We start from the raw sequence: 22,376 nt of genomic DNA, 5'->3' as shown, positions 1-22,376 counted from the left end.
CCTCACTCCTTAAGCTTTTTTCACTTCAACAAGGTTTGTCTGTTGCGGATTTGATTTTGCAAGTGGTGTTGGCCGCTGCGATGTTAGGACATTAAGGGATCCTCGTTGATCTAGTCCGTTTTTATCTGGTGTGTACCATGCACCCTGTGGTATTCCAGCTACACCAGGAGTAATACGCGGCGTTACTTTCACATCAATAATTAGCGAACCACGATCATTAAAGACCTGTGCACGGTCACCATTTTTTATGCCCCGTTTCTCGGCATCCTTCGGGTTCAGCCACATTTCCTGCTTTGCTGCTTCCTCAAGCCATGACTGGTTGTCATAGGTAGAATGACATCTCCGTTTGTAATGCCAGCCAATGAGCTGTAAAGGATACTTCTCTATTAGTGGATCTTCCGGTCCTTCCCATGAAGGAATATACTTTGCGATAGCCGGTATTTCATCATGCTGGTCCATATCCCATAAAGCCTTTGAAAATAATTCAATTTTTCCTGAAGGTGTTTCAAACGGTTTTTTCTCGAGGTCATCTATTTGGTCTTTAAATCCGATCAGTGGTGAATCATATTTAAAGTGATGGACCCCCTGTTTACGGAATTCCTCAAATGTCGGGAAGTTAGGATCAATCTCTTTCCTTGTTCTTTCCACGCTTTCTTTAACCAAGTCGAGGATGGTTCTTCCTTCAGTAAATTTTTCTTTTACCCCTAATTTATCAGCTACCTCAGCAAATACATCATATTCATTACGGCATTCATACAGTGGATCAATTGTTTTTTCCCCAAAAACAACATAATCTCCAAAACACCATGGCACACCAATATCATAGCGCTCAAAAAAGGTTGTACCAGGCAATAAAATGTCAGCATACTTTGCACTAGGGGTCATAAAAATATCACTTACCACAATAAATTCTACTTTGCTTTCATCCTCAAGAAGTTTGGTCGTCTTATTAATGTCTGAGTGCTGATTAATAAGCATATTCCCTGCCATATTAAAGATTAATTTTATATTGGTTTTTAACTTGTCTGTTCCTTCTAGACCGTCTGCCGCTGTCATTTCTGTTCCTTTTTCCACTGCTTGTGTCCAAAGAAAACATGGAATAGAAGCTTTTACTGGATTTTCATAGGAAAATGGAAATACTATATTCGATCGGTTCCAATAACCAGTCCCAGCTCCCCAACCGCCAAGCTTGCCAACGTTTCCTGTCAGACAGGCTAGCTGTGCTCCTCCGCGCATGAATTGCTCACCGTAAGCTTGCCGCTGTGCCGCCCAGCCTTGAATAAGGGCGGCTTGCTTAGTTTTGGCGTACTCGCGAGCAATTTCACGGATTTTCTCTGCTGGTACGTGGCAAATTTTTTCAGCCCATTCCGGTGTTTTTGGAGTACCATCCTTTTCCCCAAGTAAATAGCTTTTCAGAGATTCCAGCTTGGCTACTCCATCAGGCATATGTTCACCATCAAAACCGATACAGTATTTATCTAGGAATGCCTGGTCTTGTAGTTCCTCTGTAATGATTACATATCCCATAGCATCCATCATGGCATTATCAGTCGTTGGGAGTATGGGAATCCACTCATCCGCAAATGCGATGGCCGTATCTGTATACCGCGGGTCAATGACGATAATTTTAGCGCCATTTTTCTTTGCCTGCATTAAATATTCCCTATATGGAGTAGAAAATATCATTTCTGAAGGGTTTTGCCCCCATAAAATAATAAGCTTTGAATGTAACAGGGTATCAAAGCTGCTCCCTGAGTTATTCGTTCCATAGGTATACGGAGTCGCCACATTTCCTGCTCCTGAACTATAATCATTACGGTAATTTAAATAGCCTCCTGTTAGCGATAATAGTTTCCTAGCCGCATTTTTTCCTCCATGTAATCCCCAGCTTTGACCGGAGGCATAGTTTACATAACGTGATTCTGGCCCATATTTATCACCAATTCGTTTCACTTCAGAAGCAATTGTCTCTATTGCCTCTTCCCATGAAATCCTCTTAAACTTCCCCTCTCCACGTTTCCCCACCCGTTTCATCGGATACTTTAAACGGTCTGGATGGTAAAGCATGTTACGATAGTTTCGTCCTCTGACACACGCCCTTAAAGGAGGTGTTGCAAAGTCGCCGCCTGCTTGTGTGTCAGTACTTACACGTACAACCACTCCATCTTTTACATGCGCCTTGATGACACAGCGCCCACCACAGTTATTAATGCTACAGGTTGAAATAATTTTCTCACTATCTTTTGCCACTACTACCTTTGCCTCTTCTTTACGATCAATGAGCATCTTTGTTCCGATTCCACCTGCAATTACTGGTAAACCAATTGCCCCTGACCATTTTAAAAACGTACGTCGTTGCATTTTATTGGCTAACAAATTCTTTAATGGATTTTTTTCAGACATATTCTTGTGCCCTCCCTTACTTCAACTAATGATTCCAGGTCAAAGCTCAAAAAATCTTCAAGAAGCATGGCTGCTCCTAAATATAATTGACTATTCGTATTTTCAATTACTCTTTCACAAAAAAATGGAATCCAGATGATTAAATGTTCTTCTAGAAAGCTAATCTGGGTGGTAAGCAATTTTTCTATCTTTTCTTCTGTAGGTTCATGCAAACATAAATCTGAAAGATAGATCATAAATTCCAGTTCAAGTAATAGATGGTCGTCAGGTTCATTGTTTTCCTTCCTATATTGGAGACCAAATCGATGGTATTGCTCCCTGACTTGATAGGTCCATTCTTCAAAAAGCAGATGTTCCTTACTCCTGTAGTACGATTCCCAAGGTGGTGCAACTAATGGTCCTGGTCCTATGAAAAGCCTTTGGTACTCTTCCTTCTCCCTTTTGATTTGCTCAATAGACAGGTGTTTAAAAAAGTCATGAAGGATTTTCCCCCCTTCATGGAATTCCCCTAATTCTTCGAAAGTGTTATCCTTTTGAATTTCAAATAAGGTTTCTAATTTTTCTGGTACAAAAAATAACAAGTGTAACAGTTGATAACATTTTTTTCTCGATAACAAAAACGACTGTAATTGGATATGTATAGATTCTGTCGTAGAAGTCATATCGCACTCTCCTGTTTGTGAATTATTTCACATAAATATTCAAATATTTTTTCACCTACTTTATATCTATATTACATATTCATATTACCGCATTCTCCCAAAATTGTTATCTACTTTGTGCATTTATTCACATTATTTTCAAATTAAGGTGACAAAATTATACAAAAAGATGGATAATTTGTTCTTATTTTTCTCAGAACACAAAAAGAGTGTATAATAAGACGATAAAATAATATATAAAGGATGATCAGCTTGAACATTACTAACCATTTAGTTGAGAAACTTGAAGATCCATTCGGATTATTATCTGGTGACCGCTATGAATTTTTCCTTGAACTTGATGTAGATGAAGAGGATGAACTCTATTCTGATAAAGGTGTTGGAATAAAAATAATTTTTGTAAGCGATGAGAATGGACAAAGAATTTCTCAGTATCATTTTTTTGAAAAAGGAACTGAAAAAGTGTTAGACTTTGCCCTTGAAGAGGACGAAGAAGAATTGGTCTTAAATTTTTGCAAAGAACATTTGGAAGAATAAAAAAAGCAGGAGACATTTCCTCCTCCTGCTTTTCAAAATGATTACATAAAATTCTTACTATGGTTATGAATTACCTGAAGCTCTTTTGTGGTTTGACTCATTTCACTTTTGCATATTGGACATAGGGGTACATCACTGCTCTTAAAATTATCGCGAATCCAGCATTTACAATTATCTGAAGAACATACCCAAATTTTTGTTTCTTCTAATTTAATTTCTTCATCATTTTTTCTGCCAAACGCCAAAACTAATCACCCCTTGTACTTAGTGCATGACTGTTTTTGAACACTTTGTATCTTCCTCAAAAACTATGTTTCTAGTGATATATAGATAAAAAGGTGATGCCCTATTCGAATGCATCACCTTTATATTTTAACAGAATTATACTGCTTTAACGTTAGAAGCTTGTGGTCCACGAGCGCCTTCAACGATTTCAAAAGAAACCGATTGGCCTTCTTCTAAAGTTTTGAAACCTTCTGATTGGATTGCTGAGAAGTGTACGAATACATCTTGACCGCCTTCAGCTTCAATAAATCCGAATCCTTTTTCTGCATTAAACCATTTAACTTTACCGTTATTCATGGAATTACCCCCAAAAAAATGTGTTCACTTTAAGTTTATCTTACATTTAAAATAATAAAAAAGGCGCACTTGCACGTTTGGGCAATAGGCATCACCCACTGTTCGTGCAGTTACGACTACCAAAACCATAAATATTTAACGAACATTAAAGCGTATCTCTATTTTATCTCAATAAACCTGTTTAGTCAAACTAATTTCTAAAACTAGGAAATACTGAAAATATCTTGTATTATATTCGAGAAAAAATGAAGTTTTTGAGTTTCACAGATGGAAATTTTTCTTTTTTAAATGTAAGAAAGCCAATTCAACAGTCCGAATCGGCTTTCTTTTTCATGCTTCTTTCTTTATCTTTGGTTCTGCCTTCTTTTTTTGCGCTCCACCTTTTTTGGGTTTTGTCCGATCTATCGATGCTTTTAGTGCAGCCATTAAATCAGTGACATTTGAAGGAATATCCTTCGTCGTAGCCGTTACCGTTTCTTTCCCGTTTCGTTTTGATTCAATTAATTCTAGCAAGGCAGAACGATATTCATCCGTATATTTATCAGGCTCGAATTCTGAGGTCAATTGGTCAATAAGCAAAATCGCAGTGTCTAATTCTTTTTTTGTCACTTTATCTTCTGATGGGACATTCGGTACGTCACCAGCCTTGCGGACTTCGTCTGGAAAATGAATAGTTTCCAAAACCAATGTATTCTCATAAACACGAATGACGGCCAATTGCTCTTTAGAGCGAATGACAATTTTAGCAAGTCCCACTTTTTGTGATTCCTGTAAAGCTTTTCGTAATAATGAATAGGCCTTACTACCACCTTCATGCGGTGACATATAATAGCTTCGCTCAAAATAAATGGGATCGATTTGTTCAATTTTAACAAAATCGATGATTTCAACTGCCTTTTCCTCGTTTTCCTTTCTTAGTTTTTCGAGGTCATCGTTATCAAGGACCACGAATTTTCCTTTTGTGTATTCATATGCCTTGACGATTTCCTCAGGTTTTACTTCCTCCTCACAAACAGTACAAATCTTTTCATATTTAATCGGAGCGTGGCATTTATTATGAAGGGTGCGCAACTTAATATCCTTATCTTCTGTTGCAGTATGAAGCTTGATAGGAATGTTAACAAGCCCAAAGCTAATACTGCCTTTCCACATCGTATGCATAAAGTAATTCTCCATTCTTTTTATTATTATTTTGTGTCTCCTTATAAAGGTCATTCATTAAAACATCTGGAAAAGGATGAAAATGTCCATCTTTAAGCAAAATAAAGATAAAAAGGAAAGGAATAAAAGTAATGAAGCCAATGCTACCTAGTTTAACCTTTGAACTTCCTGTACGTCCCAATTGGCTTTACGAGGTTAAATATGATGGATTCCGAGCAATACTGGACTGGAATGATAACGGAATTGAGTTAACGAGCAGAAATGGTAAACCACTTATTCCACAATTTCCGGAAATCAAGGAATTTTTGTTAAAATATGAAAAGCAAATCAAACCTTTTTTACCACTCGAGTTGGATGGTGAGCTTGTTTCATTGGAAAACCCTTATAAAGCTAATTTTTCCGCCATTCAAGCGCGCGGCCGTCTAAAGGCAGCGAAAAAAATCACGGAACAAGCAGAGAGATCTCCTTGCCGGTTGATGGTTTTTGATGTTCTAATGGTAAAAGGAGAAACCATATGTTCCCTCCCCTATCAGCGCCGAAAAGATAAGCTGATTCAATTATTTCAAAATATCGGTTTAGGATTAGATGCCAATCCCAATAATGCTCAACTGCTACAGCTTGTTTTTCCCAATGAAGATTTTAATGAATTATGGGAAAATGTTGTGTTATATGATGGAGAAGGTATCATTGCCAAATATCAAAATAGTCTTTGGGAGGAAGGGAAACGTTCCTTACAATGGTTGAAATACAAAAATTGGAAATATGTTAGCTGTTTTGTCACTTCATTCGATAAAACCAATGGATATTTTTATGTTGGCCTGTATAAGAAAAACATCATTCATGTGGTTGGCCAAGTTCTTTTTGGTTTTAAACCGGAAGAAAAACAGGCCCTTCAGCAAACGATTAAACAAAATATTCTTAGTGAAGATACACAATTTATTAATATTGAACCCTCTATTTGTCTAGAAGTGAAATATTTGGAATTATTTGATCATCAGCTCCGCGAACCACATTTTGACCGCTTCCGATTCGATTTAGAACCGAGGGAATGCACATATGAACAATTTATTTTTCAACAAAAAAATTTACCAGCAGATTTACCTATATCCCACCCAGATAAACCACTCTGGGAAAATCATAATATCCAGAAAACTGATTTCATCCTTTACTTACGTGAAGTTTCTCCGTATATGCTCCCTTTTTTAGAGAATCGCTTGCTAACGGTCATTCGCTATCCACATGGGATGTCCGGAGAGGCATTTTATCAAAAAAACTGTCCAGCTTATGCACCAGAGTTTGTCCACACACATTTAGTTGATGATATTGATTATATTCTCTGTAACAATCTAAAAACCCTCATTTGGCTGGGAAACCAATTAGCGATTGAATTTCATATTCCCTTTCAAACGATACACAGCAAGGGACCTAGTGAAATTGTCTTCGATTTGGATCCACCATCAAAGGATGCGTTCCATTTAGCTGTCAAAGCTGCTTTATTAATAAAAGAAGTGTTCGATCATTTAAATTTGATCGGCTTTATTAAAACGTCAGGTAATAAAGGACTGCAAATTTACCTACCTTTGCCTGAAGGTGAATACTCCTACGAGGATACAAGACTGTTTACGACCTTTATCGCCGAATACTTAATATCACAGGCCCCTGACTCCTTTACCATTGAGAGAATGAAAAAAAACCGCGGAGAAAGGCTTTATATTGATTATGTACAACACGGGGAAGGGAAGACGATTGTTGCCCCCTATTCGATGCGTGGGAATGAACATGCAGGAGTTGCTACACCACTTTATTGGGAAGAGGTTGATGAAAAACTCACTTCTGTTGCATTTAACATGGAAAGTGCATTAAATCGACTTCGGAAACATGGAGATCCATTTAGGAATTATTTTCAAACAAAACAAATTCAGCCCTTTGCACCGGTCCTTGAAGTTTTAAAAAAGGATTCAGTAAAAAAAGGATAAGGGGAACCTTATCCTTTCAACGTTTTTGTTATTACTTGTTGTGCCACCTCTTGTAGCTTTTCATATGAGTGTTGTTCCATGAAGTCTTTTTTGGAGGATATTGTAAATGATTCACCTTTAAGATTTATCTGTGCCGTTGCTTCGTAAAGATAAGTAGCGTTTCCAATTAGGTCAATCTTATATTCCCCCGCAATTTGATGAACAACGCATTGTACTTTTCCGCCATTATTATATACATTAATGGTTTTCTCAAATTCATTTAATTCTTGTAAACAAGTAACGAGCGAGGATGCTGACATTGCTGTACCGCAAGCATTTGTAAATCCAACACCCCGTTCAAAAGTTCTTACATAAATTGCTCCAGGTTGTAACGGTTTTACAAAACTAACATTCACACCATCCGGAAATAACTCATTGGGTCCATTTACTTTTTCACTAAGTTGTTTTTGAATATCACTTTGAAGTTGTTCCGTCTCCACAATCGCGATTAAATGCGGGTTAGGAACGGCAAGTGCCGTAAATGTTAACTCATCTGACAGTTCCTTAATTCTCTCGTTATAAAGCGTTGGCTGGTTTAAATTTAATGGTAAGGTCTTTAACTCAAACAATACCGGAGAAACTTCTACTTGATAGGTGTGGATATCCTGAAGGAGGTCTGCTTGTTTACTAACCTTAAGATTAGCCTTCATGGTTTCAATTACAGCTTCATTCAGTCCATATAATTCACAAATATATCGTGCGACCAGCCGAAGTCCATTTCCGCACATCGAAGCCTCAGACCCGTCGGCATTAAATACCCGCATTCTTCCATCAGCGTGCTGACTCTTCATCACAAATAAAATCCCATCTGCTCCTAATTCAGTATTACGATTGCATAACAAACGGGCAAGTTCCGCCCTTTCCTTTTCTGTGAAAGAAATAGCATTGGAAATTTCATCGATTAGAAGAAAATCATTTCCAGAGCCATGGCCTTTAATTAAGTCAATCTGCACAATAAAACCCCCACAAGAGATGTAAATTTTCTTCTATCATATCAAACAAAATTCATGATGGAAACCGTACAAACTTTTACCTTTCGATAAAGAATTCATTTATTAAAAATGACATTCTCAAAAGTTTTTCCCTTTCTGATAAAGTTCCCGTAAATGAGAGTACTGGTGTATTGGGTTCTGGAAAACGAAGGCTCCATTCTATAGGCATCCATCCTCTGCGCAGTCGCCCCTCCTGCATATCTTCCGAATTCAATACCTGCTCATCCATAAAAACAGCAGACCCTTCCACAGCACCAATGTATCTCCCCGCTACATCCAGCAATTCTTTTTTGTTTTTCCCCCAAGAAAGTTTCTTTTTCTTCAAGCAACCTAAAAAGTTCCTCTCTTGATCGAATACGCCAATCTTGATTGTTTTTTTTCCTTTTATTTCAAAGAAACCCATGGCTTCATCCTCTGAATTGTAGAGAGCAAACATTTTGGAAGGTCGTAATCCGTTTAGTCTCTTCCTGCGATACATACATATCCTTCCTGCTAAATTTCCGTCTGTAAAGTAGAGTAGCAAGCTGGGTGAGGGGGTATTCATGTAACATAATAAAAGATGGCGGGTCGTAAATAACGAGTGATGAAAGTCTTCATTTCTATCATTCGTCATATTCTTAGTAATCAAAATCGACTGTCTCATTCTAAAAAGATAGAAATGGAAGCTTATAAAGCTATAAATTATAAATGGTATCGTCCATAACATTATTTCTTGAGTTTTTAAAAATGAAAGATTTCCTATTATGATCATACCGGCTGGAATTAGTGCAGCAATACTCTCATTTAAGTTAATATTCGCTGAATCATAGTAATAATCGTTGATTTTCATCTAGAAAACTCCTTATCGATTCCTCTTATACTAGCTTATTAACTATGGAGGAAAAAAATGATAGAAGAATTTTCAACTAGAATCCGACGTGGGCTTCACCACCTACCCACTCATCGAAAATAGCCTGTTTATGATTAGTACACCAACATAATAAAGGTGGTGGGAGCAGAGCAAGCTTAGCTTTACCTATCCAAAGAAAAAAATAGATATTTTTACGATAAGATTCGACATAGTAATTCATTTATGCGACGCTCCGCCCCTTTTCCATAAAAACTATCATGAGCCTCAACTCCCAACCCAACCATGGAAATAAATTTAGAGAACAAGCCGTAGTCACCTAATAAAGGCGGTGAGAGCAGAGCTAGACTTCACATCTTTCGTCTAGTGAAATGGGTATTTCACTTTAACTGGTTAAAGTGATTCATTTTTGCGGCGCTCCGCCCCTTTTCCACAGAAAAAGAGGCTCATTTCCAGCCTCTTCTAAATATCAACATATTTAACTATTTCACTCAATGAATGCTTGGCATCCTCATAGCCCTGAAAATACAGCTCCGCTAGCCTGGCTGGATTTCTTTCCATTCTTCCAACCTTTAATGGCGTAGTAGGACGGATAATTAGTACATTTCCATCGCGCTCTTCCTTTTCAAGATATGCTACAGTTTCATTGTAAATTCGATAGCGATTCCTTAGAGCCTTTCGCAAGCCTGTATATTCAGGATATTTTCGATCAACAAGGAAGTGAAATTTTGAAGGTTTTTTCAAATAACCTTGATTCCTTGTTAAAATGACAATGTTTTTAGCAAAGCCATCATGCTGTGCTTTTTTAATAGGAATCGGATCACTAATGCCACCATCAAGTAGAATTCTATCTTTAAAAGATATTTCGGGTGCAATAAACGGAAGCGAACTAGAGGCGCGCAACACTGTTAAAAGGTCTTTATCATATTCCTTCTTATTGTAATATACGGGCTCTCCTGTTAAACAATCTGTAGTTCCTACGACAAATTCAGAAGTGTTATTATAAAATGTATCATAATCATAGGGAACATGTTTATTAGGTATTTCATCAAAAATAAAATCCATTCCAAAAAATTGCCTGCTTTTAAAATAATTTTTCCAAGATATATATCTTGGATCAGCAGCATAATCAATCGTGACGGTTTTATTTCTCCCTTTTTGCTTCGACAAATAGGAGGCAGCATTGCAGGCACCGGCAGAAACGCCAATAACATATGGAAAAAACAGCTGATTCTCTAAAAAGTATTCAAGGATTCCCGCAGTATAAACACCGCGCATCCCTCCACCTTCTAACACCAAACCGACTTGATTTGACACGTTTCCTCGTCCTTTCTAGCTAAGTTTTGCAAAATAGAATAATAGATATTATAGATTATTACTAAAATTTTGCAAAACGAAAAGACTCTATTATTGCGGTAGCTCTTTTTTTCTAAAGATAAATACACTTAAAAATAGCAAAACAATTATAAATACTGCAGCGATTAAACTGGCCGGCAGTGTATCTGCTGGTATCCTATTATCTAAAAGTACTTCATTTGCATAATTAGTTAACTGCGCCGGGCTCCATTCTAGCCAATTGGAAAGGATGCTGCTCACGAGACTAAGAACAATGGCAACGGCAAGTGAAAGAAACCCGGCCATTCCAGAATTCACAAACGATGAACTAAAAAAGACGGTAACTGTTAGAATAACAGTAAGCCACAGGGCATAAAAGAAAAAGGACTGTAAAAATTCGATGAATGGAATCCAATCAAATAATAAACCGGTATAATACCAGGTTGACAAATAGCCGATAAAAAAGGAAAACCACATTAATAAAACGCTACCGGCCCATTTTGCTGACACAAATGATTGAAAGGAAACAGGTTTTACCAATATCATGGCAGCAACACCGCTTTTTCTTTCTCCGGAAATTATACCCATGGTTGTAAGAACAATAATTAGTACACCAAGCGTAGTATATTGACCTAAACCAGTTATTAACACTTCAGCTGCTGTTGGGGTAGGTAGTTTTATTACTGCTCCCTCAGGCAGCCCGCCAACAGCATCAAGGATTTGCGGCAAATAATAGCTGGATAATGGTTCCTTTACCCCTAATAATATAAAGGTAATTGGTACCCAAATCCATTTGAAGTTTCTCCACATCTCTAGAATCTCTTTTTGTAGCAATGTCATCCATTGGCTCATTTCCCCACCACCTTCATAAACACGTCTTCAAGGGTCATGCTACTAACCTCAAATTTTTCAAGCGGCCAGTTTTGTTCGGCAATCGCTTGCAAAAAAGCACGTCTTGCTAGCGATACATCCTTCACAAAAACACTAACCTTATTTCCTTCGATCCTGACGGACTGTGTTAATTCGTGATTTGAAAGAAAATTTGCATATTTTTCTGCTTTTCCTCTAAAAAATAGGTCGATTTTAGCCTGCTGATGCCGTTCTCGGAGATCTGTCATCGTTCCTGATTCGACAATTTCTCCATTATGTAGAAACAGAATTTCGTCACAAACTTCTTCAGCGTCACTTAAAATATGTGTCGAGAACAAAATGGTAGTTTCCTTCTTTAACTCTTCGAGGAGATCCAACACCTCTCTTCTGCCGATTGGATCCAATGCAGATACAGGTTCATCCAGCATAATTAACTTTGGGCGGTGAATTAACGCTTGAGCAATTCCTAATCTTTGTTTCATCCCGCCGGAATATTTAGCTGTTTTTCGGTTTTTTGCATCGATAATTCCAACTAATTCCAAAAGCTCTAATGAACGTTCCTTTGCTTCTTTTCCAGTTAATCCGGCAAGTTTGCCAACATAGGACAAAAATTCAAGTCCTGACATCCAATCATAAAATACAGGAAACTGCGGAAGATATCCAATAAAGTCACGGATATCCTCACCTTTCTTAGCTTCGGTAAAGGTAATGTCTCCCTCAGTTGGCTTCATCAAGCCCGAGAGCATCCTAAGTATTGTCGTTTTTCCCGCTCCGTTTGGGCCTAATAAAGCGATACATTTTTCCTTTTCTAAAGTAAAATCAAGACCCTTTATCACTTCTGTACCCTGAAAACTCTTTTTTAATCCAGAAATTTTAATTAAAGACATCAGTTACTTTTCCTCCCGATGACAAAATATAGAATTGGACCAATAATATTTATAAATAAAATAATGATAACCCATAACCACTTCGGTCCATTGGTTTTCTCAATTCTAACTAAGTCTATAATTGCAACGATTATTAATATTAGTTGAATAATGAGTATTGGTAATATAATTGGTAAATAATTGGCTAAAGCATCCATGTTTTTCCCCCTTGGTTTGTTTTCTTAATACATTGATATGACGTTTGAACTTTAAAAACGTTCAAAAACCCGGCAAATTTTTTTTGCCGGGTTTTCAATGTTTTATTTAATTAGCCTGAAAATCAAAGGGAACCGATATTCATTTCCTTCATAGGCTTTAACTGCTGCAATAATTGTAAAAATAAGTACTGCAATTCCAAGTGCCCATAAAAGAAAAATACCGATAATTACAATAACTAAGATGCTGGCTATTATTGAGTAAATGAAATAAGAAATGGCAAAATTAAAATATTCCTTCCCGTGATAATCGATATAGGAAGACTCATCTTTCTTTATTAACCAAATAATTAGTGGTGCTATAACTGGAAAAAATAGGCCTAACACATAAATACCAGCCGCCAATAACCTTTCATCATTTTGTTTCATTTTTTATTCCCCCATATGAAAAAATGTTAATTCCATTCTCTATTATTTACGCTTTACATATTTAAAAGTTTCAGCATTTACAAAAAATTCCGCGATTTTAATTAAATAGGTCTCGATTTTCCACTTTTCCTTTAACACACAAGTTGTTAAAATAGATAAAATACTATTAATAACTTGAAGAAAGGTTTTATAATGACAAAAATACTTTTCAAAAACGCTCACGTTTATCCAATTACCTCCAAGCCGATTAAAAACGGTGATGTTCTAATTGAAGAAGGAAAAATAAAAAAGATAGGGAAAAATATCAAGACCGATTTAAATGTAAAAATCATCGATTGTGGCGGCTTGTACCTTTTTCCCGGCTTTATTGATGTTCATACCCATTTAGGTCTGTATGATGAAGGCACTGGATGGGCTGGAAATGATGCGAATGAAACAGCTGAAGCACTTACGCCCCACATTCGGGCAATTGATGGCGTTTATCCACTTGACCCGGCCTTCACCGATGCAGTTAAAAGTGGCATAACAACGGTTCACATTATGCCCGGGAGCGCAAATGTGATTGGTGGAACCACTTCTGTCATAAAAACTACAGGTAAAAATATCAAGAAGATGATAGTCCAAGAGGTGGCAGGATTAAAAATAGCATTGGGAGAAAATCCAAAAAGAATTCATAGCAATGGCAATAGCGACTCCATTACAAGGATGGGGATCATGGGAATGCTTAGGGAAGCATTCTATCAAGCTATTCATGCTGATAACCCTGATGAGATTAGAATTGCCCCGATTGTGATGGCACTAAAAAGGGAGATTCCCGTTCGGATCCATGCCCATCGTGCTGATGATATCATTACTGCCCTCCGTTTAGCTGAGGAATTTAATCTTGATTTACGAGTTGAACATTGTACAGAAGGACATCTTATTGCCAATGAATTAGCTGGAATAGGACTAAAGGTTTCTGTTGGTCCCACTCTAACGAGAAGATCAAAAGTTGAATTAAAAAATAAAACATGGAAAACCTATCAGGAGCTAACAAATCATGGTGTCGAAGTGTCGATTACAACCGATCATCCGTACACACCTATTCAGTATTTAAATATTTGTGCTGGGATAGCCATGAGAGAAGGCCTGTCTGAACAAATGGCGCTTGAAGGAATTACCATTCTACCTGCTAGAAATTTAAAAATCGACCAAAAGGTAGGGAGTATTGAAGCGGGAAAGGATGCTGATTTAGTACTTTGGAGCCATCATCCTTTCCATTACTTAGCAAAGCCACAATGGACAATGATTGGCGGAGAAATGGTCTATATAGAAGTGTAGAAATTTGCTGAAAAATGGTTAAAAATTTAACGAAAAATCAACAAAAAAACTATTTATTTTTTTCATATTTTCTTGTATTATACTTTAAGGAAAATCATTTTTGACCTGATAATCTTGGGGGTTTATGACTATATTCTGTTAACAAAAAAAATGAAATAGGGAAGGCAAATGGTGCGCCACCGATTTAACCGGTTCTAGTGGGTTCGATTCCCACCCCGAAATTTTTTAGAAACCTAATAAAAAATTTCGAGGGTGGACCGCTTCTTTGAACTTGGGATCGGAATGCCCTAATGGAGGGATATTCATGCTAAAAAAACGTGATCTTCATGACAGCCACACATTGTACGAACTAATGACGCACCCTGATGTCTTCCCTTTTGTACGAAATAAAGCTGACTCTTATGAAGAATTCTTATTTATTACAAAACAAACAATTGAAGCTGAGGAGCGCGGTGAATTAATATCACGGACTATTCTGGATGAATGGGGTACGCCAATCGGCACGATTAATTTGTTTGATATTGAAGATAGGGCAGGATTTTTGGGAACATGGCTGGGAAAAGAGTATCATGGCAAAGGGTATAACAGCCCAGCTAAAGAAGCCTTTTTTCAGGAACTTTTTTACGAAATCGGAATCGAAACTGTTTTTATGCGGATTCGAAAAGTAAATATTCGGTCAATAAAAGCTGCGGAAAAACTTCCATATGTTGTTAAAGCAAATGATACCAGAACGTCTATCTATGAACAATTAAATGCAAATGGCGAGGTGTATGATTTATACGAAATTCCAAAGGATCTATACTCTTTCCATCTGCTTCGAAATGGCTCCGTACAAACAGATACCTCTCATTTATTAGAGGCGTAAAAAAGCAAGCAATCGGTACCCGATTGCTTTTTTATTTAGATGACAAAACCTTCATATTAATCCGTTACATTTTGTTCTATGGTTTCATTTACATCACTAAGTCCCATTTGGAGCAAAAATTCTTCTAATTCCTCATTGGTTAATGTTTCAAAGCGGCCATCATGAAAAAAAACTTGGGTTTGATTTGGATTAATCCTGCTGATATTAAAACTCATTTTCTTTGCTCCTTTCATAGATAATTAATTCCTATTATCCACAAAAGAAGCGGTTTTCATACAAAATGTAAATGGCCTTCCAGGCCTAAGTTTTTAATGCTTTCCCCAATACATCTATCCCACCAGTAACAGGGATGATACTCCCGGTAATGAAATCTGATTTTTCATCAGTAAGAAAGGAGATTACCCTACTTATGTCTTCCCCAGTACCCGGCCTTCTAATTGGGATATTTCCATTTATGGCCTCTACAGAATCTTCTATATTACTTTCCTTCCACTCATTTATTATATCCCCTGGACTGACCATATTTGCGGTGATCCCATGTTCCGCTTCTTCTAGCGCTATTGTCCTAGTTAAAGAGGCTAATCCTGTCTTTGCTGCTGCAAAAACGGAACGATATATCCAGCCTGGTGCGGTTTCAACCCTATCAAATCCAAGTGTAATAATTCTTCCCCATTTTTGTTTGCGCATTAATGGAATAATGTGCTTTGATAAATAAAAAACGGCACTTAAGTTTCCCTGGATTAAATAATTCCACTCTTCGAAAGAGTAATCTGTCAGTTTTTTTCTTTCATGGATGTATGGACCCGCATTATGGACTAAAATATCCACCGTTGAAAAGACAGAAAGGGTTTCATTTACCATTCGAAGACAATCGTCTTGATTAGCTACATCCCCTTGAACGATGATTGTTTTTGTACCATAACAATCATGTAAGTGCTTTGCTAAGAAAACCGCTTCTGTTTCACTATTTCGATAGTTGATCACAAGCTGATATCCTTTTTCAGCAAGCTGTATTGCTGTTTGTTTACCAATACCAGAAGCTCCTCCTGTAATCAAAGCTGTCTTCTTTTTCACAAACATTACCTCTCTATATTTAGAATTCCTCTTTATACTATATGTTAAAAAGTTTTTAATATATATGCAAATATTTAATTTTATTCATTGGGCAAGCAGGTTAAATCCAATATTCATAAGATTTAATAACGGATAGGCTGCAATTAGCATAGTATGGAATATTAAAGTGTTCAGTCTTAGTCATGACTACTTTTACCAATTTCAAACATAATTTATTTTTTTTGAAAGGATGAAAAGGAATGTTCCCTTGGAATATGTTTCCGTTTAATAAAGAAATGAAGGAAACAATGACTAATATGAAGCCCGAGGAGATCAATAATTATGTTCAAGATATCATCGGAAAAATCATGCCTGGAAACATGCAGGGAATGATGAACCCACAGGAAATGTTCAACGGGTTTCAAACTTCAGCCCCTCAGCAACGATCTGCTTCAGGGGTGTTAAACTCGTCTGCCTATGAGACACATGACTATGTTTTCGTAAGAGTACCGCTAAAAAATGACGAATGGATTAAAAAACTTCGTTTATATCATACTTCAAATCAGCTGATTATCGAGCACATCCCAGAGCACGAGGATACAAACACCATTACCCTTCCAGCAATTGTAAAGAGAAAAGGGGCTATCGCAAACTATAAGGAAGGCATTCTTGAAGTGAAAATTCCTAAAAATGTTGATATGCAGTATTCACAAATTGACGTAACGGAAATTTTGTAAGTGTCTTTTATGTATGGAAAAGGGGCGGAGCAAAATATATCATTCTACCCAATTTGAGAGAAAAATATTCATTTTTCCTTTGAAAAGGTGAAGCTCAACTTTGCTCACACCTCCTTTATTCTGTTGGTGTACAACTCATAATCATTTCATTTCCATGGATGGATTGGGAATTGAAACTCATGGTAGTTTTTTTGCATGTTTTTTCTAATAAAAAATAAGATGAATTAACAGGTAAAAAGAATGGAGTGAAATGATGGAGATTGATAAATTTAAAAAATGGGTGGATACTGCTCAACAATTTCAAGCGGAAGAATTTTGGAATACTATCTTCGAAACTCAAAATAAAAATTCTCCCTCCGGTAACCCAGGAACTATGGTCACCGAGCTTGTTCCGAAATGTGATTTATATGGAACGGACACGGAACTTGTTGTCGAGGCCGAAATTCCAGGGCTCTTGAAGGAGAATCTGCATATTTGCATTCACCATCAGCTGCTGTCCATCACTGGCGAATTTAAAACCCTTCAGCAAAATCGGAAATACTTTATAAAAGAACGGCCAAATCGAAAGTTTAAAAAAGAAATATCACTCCCCTACCCAGTAATTATTCAGCAAGTGAAATCAGAAATTCGCTACGGCATTTTATCTATTATGATGCCGATTAACAAGGAAGACATCGAAAATATTCCAATCAATTTTAATCAGTCTTAACCTAAATAAGAGCAAAAAATATGTCATGAATGAAAAGACAGCCAAATGAGGCTGTCTTTTCATAATAGTTGATTAATGATTTTCACTCTTATGGTTATCATCATGATCATTTTTGATCGTCCATGTTCATATTATCCATCGAGTCTTTGGCTTTCGGGTCTTCTGGTTCACTTGGAGTCCCTACAACGAATTCCTTTTTAGGCATATTATGCATATCTCTGGCTGTAACATGCGAAATGAAATAATAAGTTCCTTCTTGCGGGAAAGACTTTTCAAGCCTGTATATACCGTTCTTAGCATTTTTTATTTTTATTTTCTCATGCTTTTCATCCTTGGCACGCCAAATTTCAAATATGACCTCATCCGCATCGTTGACTTCTTTATTTCCTTGAGTCACCTTCGCTTCAAATGTAATCGGCTGATTTACTTTTCCAGTCTCTGGTTTAACTGATAATTTTACTTCTAACATACCAGGTAACTCAACTGTTTTATCTTTTTGTTTACTACATGAAACCAACATACTAAATAATAGAAAGGTAATAAAAATAACTAAAAGCTTCTTCACTAATATTCTCCCCTAACTAATTTTCCCCATTATTTCTACATGCAATGTTATTAAAGCTGACTTCATTTCTGGCTTTAGCGGAGACTCGGTAACTCTTTTAATCGCAGAATAGAATTTTTCATAGCACGTTTTCCTAACTCTTGGATGTGAGTTCTCGTCTAAAAGCTCCCTCTTTATCGCATTGGTTAAAATCTCTTCACAGCCATTCTCCCCTGTTTCTAATAGACGATTGTTCCAAATTGATCGGTAAGCAGCTAGTAAATCTGCAAAAGTTTCATTTTCTTTTAACAAACCAGTCCCCCCTTTTTCCTTCATTTGCATTGTTACATATTTGTCACCATTATTGCAAAAAATATAATTTACTAATACTAAGAAAGGTGAAATCTATGTCTACTCCATACAGATGTCCTAATTGTAAAACAAATCGTAGTCGCTTTAATTTCATTCAACAGGTTGCCCATTCAGTGAAACTGGATCCCCATTCCGGAACAGTCGTGCGGGAGTATGAAGAAGGCGCTTTAGAACCCTTCCACCTTCCATATAATGGACCAGAATACAGGATTCAATGCGGGGCTTGTGGCTTAATCGAAGATGAACGAACCTTTATCAAATTTGGTGAACAGCCCCTTTAAGTTCTTCTCGTTAAACAAAGACACCTTTATCAAGGGCTAGTCCTTTTATAAAGTTGTCTTTGTTTGCGATCTATGGAAGATTATTTTCTTCTAAAAATTGCTGTGAGTCCACCTTCCAACCATCTATGAGAGAAAATCGCACCAAATGAATTTCACCTCTAAATGTTTGCCTGCCTTTATTTTTTATGTACCATTCAATTTCAATCGGCACATTCAAATTAATTTCTTCCGTTAAATCTTCTGGTGGTAAAAGTTCCATTCGGGAAATTCTAATATTTTCAACTTTCGCCAAAATGGGTTTCCACTTTATTGTTTGTAAAGAAGCCTGTGAAGTAATCCATCCATCCTGCTGTTTAAAGCCAACTACATAGGCATTAATTACTTCGTAAGGATTTGCTTTTCCTAGATATTCATTTAAATTCCCCGATGCCTTAAGGACCATAAGCATATGGGATAAGTCCATAGTGTTTGTCCTATGGGTAGTACTGCCATAAAAATGAATACAAAAATGTCCGGGAAAGTTATTTTCTAGAGCACCTGCTCCATGCGGCATACCGTGCATCGATGCGGCAATCCATTGGTCTTTATGAATAACAATAATAGCCCGTCGCTTCCAGCTCCATTTACCACCATATATTTTTTTCATTACTTTCGTATCTTTCGTGGTCAATGGTTGTACGTCGGCATGGTGACTTCCAGCACGTCTTTGCACTTTGAATTTTTTTCCCGTTTCTACATCCAAAACAGTGAATTTCGTGTACTTTGGTAATATATGATTTACGTCTTTCCAGTCCAGCATCTCAATTTTATAACTAATATCTGATGCGGCATGAATCCCTTGACCATATAGGAGGATATGAATAATCACAAAAATGCACACAACCTTCTTCAGGTTAAACCCTCCTTTTAATGGTTTTTAGTTACATTAAAAGAGTTACCTGAAGAAGTGGTTATCATTCATTTAAGATTGATTTTTAACATGTTTTTTCTAAACCGGCCAATTGTACTTGAATCTCATTCCATTGGATGTTTTCGCCGATAAAGACGAGATTTAATGGCAAATTCATATCTTCCTTCATGTAAAGAGGCATCCCATATGAAAATTGAAATAAAAATGGATGAGCAGAATGCTCAAACTTAACATAACCCTTTATCCGGTATATCGTATCAGGCAATTCTTTTAAGAATTCCTCAAACCTAGAATGATTTATAGCTGTCTTAAATTGGTATACAAATGTTGATAAATGTAAATCAATTCGTTGGGATTCTTTTGTAAAGGAAACAGATAGCTTTCTAAGTTGGTCAATCGATACTTGAGAATAATTCGTTAGCAAACACCTTGCTGTTTGATTGATTGCCTGGATTTCAAATGAAATAGCCGCTTGTTCCTTTTCTTTTAAATCATTCATTCTGTTAATAATGATAAAATCTGCATGTCTTACTTGCTCATGGATTAGCTGCTGAAGTTGCGGACTTAATAATTTTCTATCTTTCCATCTCGTTCCATCAACAAGTGTAATAATACCTTTAATCATCAATTTATCTGCAAACAAAGGAGATAGGATCGCATCCAAGACTTCAACAGGATGGGCAGCACCTGTCGTCTCAATATAAATGACATCCGGTCTTTCTTCTACTAATAACCCTTGAAGTTGGGCTTCAAGCTTGTCCTGAATAGAGCAGCAAATACAACCGCCTAATAACTCTTTTAGTGACACATCGTCATCTACAGCATTAGAGTCAATCGATACTTTTCCTAATTCATTCATCATTACAGCGACTTTTCTAGATGATTTCTGTTCATCCTCTAGTAACCGTTTAAGTAATGTTGTTTTTCCACTGCCTAAAAATCCTGATAAAATATAGATTTCAGCTTTTTTCATCTTCATATCCCTTCACTCTTTTCATCGCCTTGATTATATGTGTAATGGTCAAAAGAAATGAACCCGACTCAGTTGAATCGGGTCCTCATTTTTTATTTCATTCTTCCCTTTAAAACCTCTATTGCTTTTAGCATTTGAGTATCATTTGTTTTAATTTTTTCTCTTAAAAGATCCATTAGCTTTAAAGTAGATTCACCTTTTAAAACTCCATTTGCAGGGAGTTTTTGTGCTGTTTGAAAGGCAACCACAGCTGCTGAAGTTTTTTCATCGAAGAATCCATCTTCTCTACCAGGGTCATAGCCAATAGCCTTCAACATCTTTTGGGCTGTCTGCACATCCGTAGATGAAGTTGACAAGGCAAGCTCCTTATCTGGGTTGATAATAGGCAAGGTTGCATAATCAGGTAGAGCAACCTCTACATCTGGCATAATTCCTTTTTTGTGAATCCAAGTTCCATTCGGTGTCAACCATTTGGCAATTGTATATTTCAGGTTAGAGCCGTCTTTGAAATCAGCGGCAGTCTGAACCGTCCCTTTTCCAAATGATTTCTCACCAATTAGCGGTACACCAGCTGATTCTTTTACAGCAGCGGAAAGAATTTCTGAAGCACTTGCTGAGCCTTTATCAATCAATACCACAAGAGGAAGGTTTGGATTACCTTCATTTTGCGAAGGGATTTCTTTAATTTTTCCGTTCCGGTCTTCTTCTTTGACAATTAATTTTCCTTTCGGAACAAACATACTGGAAATACTGATTGCCTGGTCTAATAATCCCCCTGGATTTTGACGGAGGTCTAATACAAGGCCTTTCATTCCCTTTTTTTGTAAATCATTCAAGGTATCAACTAATTCTTTTGATGTATTGGTTGAAAAGCTTGTAATTTGAACTTTGGCAATTGAATCATCAACCATTTCTCCATAAACGGTTTCAATTGGAATCTCATCACGAATAATCGGAACGGTCATCGGGGCTTCGATACCAGGACGTTGAACCATTAATTCTACCTTTGTCCCCTTTTTCCCCCTGATTAAGGTCACTGCCTGGGTTGAATTCATTCCCTGTAGGCTTTTTCCATCCACTGAGGTAATCATGTCATTTGGTTTTAAACCGGCTTTTTCAGCTGGCGAACCTTTTATCGGAGAGACAATGACAATATGCCCATCCTTTTCTTGAATTTCGGCACCAATTCCTTCAAACGAAGAAGAAATACTACTATGAAAGCTTTTTGCTTCCTCATTACTCATATAATCGGAGTAAGGGTCATCCAGAGATTCCACCATTCCATTTATCGCACCATTTATGAGCTTTTTTTGATTTAAATTCTTGTAATACCCATTTTTCAATGTATCATATGCTTCATAGAGCTTATTGAATTCTGTCCTCTGTGGAGCAACCGTTACTACCTTTTCCTTTCCAAATGCAAGGGCAAAGGTCGTAATCCCTGCAGATAGAAAAACGATGAAAAATAACAACATAATAAAGTGAAACTTTTTCAATCGAATATAGCCTGATTTATTTTCTGTTGCTTGCTCTTGTTCCATTTTTTCTTCTGGAACCTTCTCTTGCTCAACATTCTTTTCTTCCAAAGCCTTCACCACTTTCATTGACCATAAAAATAAGAAATATACTAGCACTAAATTAACAGCAAATGCTAAATGGTTTTTCAAATTTTCACGAAGCTAGTTTCAGATACTAAAA

Annotated in this window: 26 protein-coding genes; 7 read left to right on the top strand and 19 right to left on the bottom strand. The window is 36.9% G+C overall.

Annotated features, from left to right (window positions below):
- Window positions 1-9: 9 nt before the first annotated feature.
- Window positions 10-2,403, bottom strand: a complete 2,394-nt coding sequence (locus tag RTR43_RS13560) for a DMSO/selenate family reductase complex A subunit (protein WP_312472638.1) — start codon at window positions 2,401-2,403, stop codon at window positions 10-12.
- On the bottom strand, window positions 2,382-3,065 hold the full coding sequence (locus tag RTR43_RS13555) for a TorD/DmsD family molecular chaperone (protein WP_312472636.1): 684 nt from the start codon (window positions 3,063-3,065) through the stop codon (window positions 2,382-2,384). The genes RTR43_RS13560 and RTR43_RS13555 overlap by 22 nt, the downstream gene beginning before the upstream one ends.
- A gap of 243 nt (window positions 3,066-3,308) precedes the next feature.
- Between RTR43_RS13555 and RTR43_RS13550 the strand changes: the two genes are divergently transcribed.
- Window positions 3,309-3,602 (top strand): DUF6509 family protein, encoded by a 294-nt coding sequence (locus RTR43_RS13550; RefSeq protein WP_312472634.1) that lies wholly within the window; start codon window positions 3,309-3,311, stop codon window positions 3,600-3,602.
- A gap of 41 nt (window positions 3,603-3,643) precedes the next feature.
- On the opposite strand, the gene RTR43_RS13545 is transcribed toward RTR43_RS13550, so the two are convergent.
- The 3 genes from RTR43_RS13545 to ku form a co-directional block, all read right to left on the bottom strand.
- A complete protein-coding gene (locus RTR43_RS13545; protein WP_312472632.1) occupies window positions 3,644-3,847 on the bottom strand; it encodes a cold-shock protein in 204 nt (67 codons plus the stop codon).
- Between the two features lie 136 nt (window positions 3,848-3,983).
- Window positions 3,984-4,184: a cold-shock protein CspD gene (gene cspD, locus RTR43_RS13540; protein WP_045524040.1), complete on the bottom strand. Its 201-nt coding sequence runs from the start codon at window positions 4,182-4,184 to the stop codon at window positions 3,984-3,986.
- 330 nt (window positions 4,185-4,514) lie between these two features.
- A complete protein-coding gene (gene ku, locus RTR43_RS13535; protein ID WP_312472627.1) occupies window positions 4,515-5,345 on the bottom strand; it encodes a non-homologous end joining protein Ku in 831 nt (276 codons plus the stop codon).
- A gap of 131 nt (window positions 5,346-5,476) precedes the next feature.
- Between ku and RTR43_RS13530 the strand changes: the two genes are divergently transcribed.
- Complete coding sequence (locus tag RTR43_RS13530; RefSeq protein ID WP_312472626.1) at window positions 5,477-7,321, top strand: DNA ligase D; 1,845 nt, start codon at window positions 5,477-5,479, stop codon at window positions 7,319-7,321.
- A gap of 8 nt (window positions 7,322-7,329) precedes the next feature.
- On the opposite strand, the gene dapF is transcribed toward RTR43_RS13530, so the two are convergent.
- The 7 genes from dapF to RTR43_RS13495 form a co-directional block, all read right to left on the bottom strand.
- Window positions 7,330-8,313, bottom strand: a complete 984-nt coding sequence (gene dapF / locus RTR43_RS13525) for a diaminopimelate epimerase (RefSeq protein WP_312472625.1) — start codon at window positions 8,311-8,313, stop codon at window positions 7,330-7,332.
- Window positions 8,314-8,389: 76 nt separating this feature from the next.
- On the bottom strand, window positions 8,390-9,181 hold the full coding sequence (locus RTR43_RS13520) for a hypothetical protein (protein WP_312472624.1): 792 nt from the start codon (window positions 9,179-9,181) through the stop codon (window positions 8,390-8,392).
- A 480-nt stretch (window positions 9,182-9,661) separates the two neighbouring features.
- Entirely contained in the window at window positions 9,662-10,516 is an 855-nt protein-coding gene (locus RTR43_RS13515) for a patatin-like phospholipase family protein (RefSeq protein ID WP_312472623.1), read from the bottom strand.
- A gap of 90 nt (window positions 10,517-10,606) precedes the next feature.
- Window positions 10,607-11,386, bottom strand: coding sequence for an ABC transporter permease (locus RTR43_RS13510; RefSeq protein ID WP_312472620.1), 780 nt, complete (start codon window positions 11,384-11,386; stop codon window positions 10,607-10,609).
- Window positions 11,383-12,291 carry an ABC transporter ATP-binding protein gene (locus RTR43_RS13505; RefSeq protein WP_312472618.1) on the bottom strand — a complete coding sequence of 303 codons (909 nt, stop codon included), beginning with the start codon at window positions 12,289-12,291 and terminating at the stop codon, window positions 11,383-11,385. Before RTR43_RS13505 ends, RTR43_RS13510 begins: the two co-directional genes overlap by 4 nt.
- Window positions 12,291-12,488: a PLDc N-terminal domain-containing protein gene (locus tag RTR43_RS13500; RefSeq protein WP_312472617.1), complete on the bottom strand. Its 198-nt coding sequence runs from the start codon at window positions 12,486-12,488 to the stop codon at window positions 12,291-12,293. The genes RTR43_RS13505 and RTR43_RS13500 overlap by 1 nt, the downstream gene beginning before the upstream one ends.
- 102 nt (window positions 12,489-12,590) lie before the next feature.
- The gene (locus RTR43_RS13495) at window positions 12,591-12,914 is read right to left on the bottom strand and encodes a DUF4870 domain-containing protein (RefSeq protein WP_312472616.1); all 324 of its coding nucleotides are present in this window, start codon (window positions 12,912-12,914) and stop codon (window positions 12,591-12,593) included.
- A 192-nt stretch (window positions 12,915-13,106) separates the two neighbouring features.
- On the opposite strand from RTR43_RS13495, the gene RTR43_RS13490 reads away from it, so the two are divergent.
- On the top strand, window positions 13,107-14,234 hold the full coding sequence (locus tag RTR43_RS13490) for an amidohydrolase (protein WP_312472615.1): 1,128 nt from the start codon (window positions 13,107-13,109) through the stop codon (window positions 14,232-14,234).
- Window positions 14,235-14,538: 304 nt separating this feature from the next.
- Window positions 14,539-15,099 carry a GNAT family N-acetyltransferase gene (locus RTR43_RS13485; RefSeq protein ID WP_312472614.1) on the top strand — a complete coding sequence of 187 codons (561 nt, stop codon included), beginning with the start codon at window positions 14,539-14,541 and terminating at the stop codon, window positions 15,097-15,099.
- Between the two features lie 56 nt (window positions 15,100-15,155).
- Here RTR43_RS13485 and RTR43_RS13480 read toward each other — a convergent pair whose 3' ends face one another.
- Window positions 15,156-15,314, bottom strand: a complete 159-nt coding sequence (locus RTR43_RS13480; RefSeq protein ID WP_312472613.1) for a hypothetical protein — start codon at window positions 15,312-15,314, stop codon at window positions 15,156-15,158.
- Between the two features lie 85 nt (window positions 15,315-15,399).
- Entirely contained in the window at window positions 15,400-16,173 is a 774-nt protein-coding gene (locus RTR43_RS13475; RefSeq protein WP_312472612.1) for an SDR family oxidoreductase, read from the bottom strand.
- 239 nt (window positions 16,174-16,412) lie between these two features.
- Here RTR43_RS13475 and RTR43_RS13470 point away from each other — a divergent pair, with 239 nt between their 5' ends.
- Together RTR43_RS13470 and RTR43_RS13465 are read left to right on the top strand one after the other, a co-directional pair.
- Complete coding sequence (locus RTR43_RS13470) at window positions 16,413-16,889, top strand: Hsp20/alpha crystallin family protein (RefSeq protein WP_312472610.1); 477 nt, start codon at window positions 16,413-16,415, stop codon at window positions 16,887-16,889.
- Window positions 16,890-17,139: 250 nt separating this feature from the next.
- Window positions 17,140-17,598: an Hsp20/alpha crystallin family protein gene (locus tag RTR43_RS13465; protein ID WP_312472608.1), complete on the top strand. Its 459-nt coding sequence runs from the start codon at window positions 17,140-17,142 to the stop codon at window positions 17,596-17,598.
- 106 nt (window positions 17,599-17,704) lie between these two features.
- Here RTR43_RS13465 and RTR43_RS13460 read toward each other — a convergent pair whose 3' ends face one another.
- The gene (locus tag RTR43_RS13460) at window positions 17,705-18,163 is read right to left on the bottom strand and encodes a FixH family protein (protein WP_312472606.1); all 459 of its coding nucleotides are present in this window, start codon (window positions 18,161-18,163) and stop codon (window positions 17,705-17,707) included.
- A gap of 12 nt (window positions 18,164-18,175) precedes the next feature.
- A complete protein-coding gene (locus RTR43_RS13455) occupies window positions 18,176-18,454 on the bottom strand; it encodes a hypothetical protein (protein WP_312472604.1) in 279 nt (92 codons plus the stop codon).
- A 95-nt stretch (window positions 18,455-18,549) separates the two neighbouring features.
- Between RTR43_RS13455 and RTR43_RS13450 the strand changes: the two genes are divergently transcribed.
- Entirely contained in the window at window positions 18,550-18,795 is a 246-nt protein-coding gene (locus RTR43_RS13450) for a DNA alkylation repair protein (RefSeq protein WP_312472602.1), read from the top strand.
- Window positions 18,796-18,865: 70 nt separating this feature from the next.
- Here RTR43_RS13450 and RTR43_RS13445 read toward each other — a convergent pair whose 3' ends face one another.
- From RTR43_RS13445 to RTR43_RS13435, 3 genes are all read right to left on the bottom strand, one after another.
- The gene (locus RTR43_RS13445) at window positions 18,866-19,663 is read right to left on the bottom strand and encodes a hypothetical protein (protein WP_312472600.1); all 798 of its coding nucleotides are present in this window, start codon (window positions 19,661-19,663) and stop codon (window positions 18,866-18,868) included.
- A 106-nt stretch (window positions 19,664-19,769) separates the two neighbouring features.
- Entirely contained in the window at window positions 19,770-20,678 is a 909-nt protein-coding gene (locus tag RTR43_RS13440) for a CobW family GTP-binding protein (protein WP_312472730.1), read from the bottom strand.
- A 92-nt stretch (window positions 20,679-20,770) separates the two neighbouring features.
- Complete coding sequence (locus RTR43_RS13435) at window positions 20,771-22,219, bottom strand: lmo1851 family serine protease (protein WP_396954579.1); 1,449 nt, start codon at window positions 22,217-22,219, stop codon at window positions 20,771-20,773.
- Window positions 22,220-22,376 lie beyond the last annotated feature (157 nt).

The organism is Neobacillus sp. (assembly GCF_031988165.1).
GTDB lineage: Bacteria > Bacillota > Bacilli > Bacillales > Cytobacillaceae > Neobacillus > Neobacillus rhizosphaerae.
This window is presented reverse-complemented; position numbering and strand designations above follow the sequence as displayed.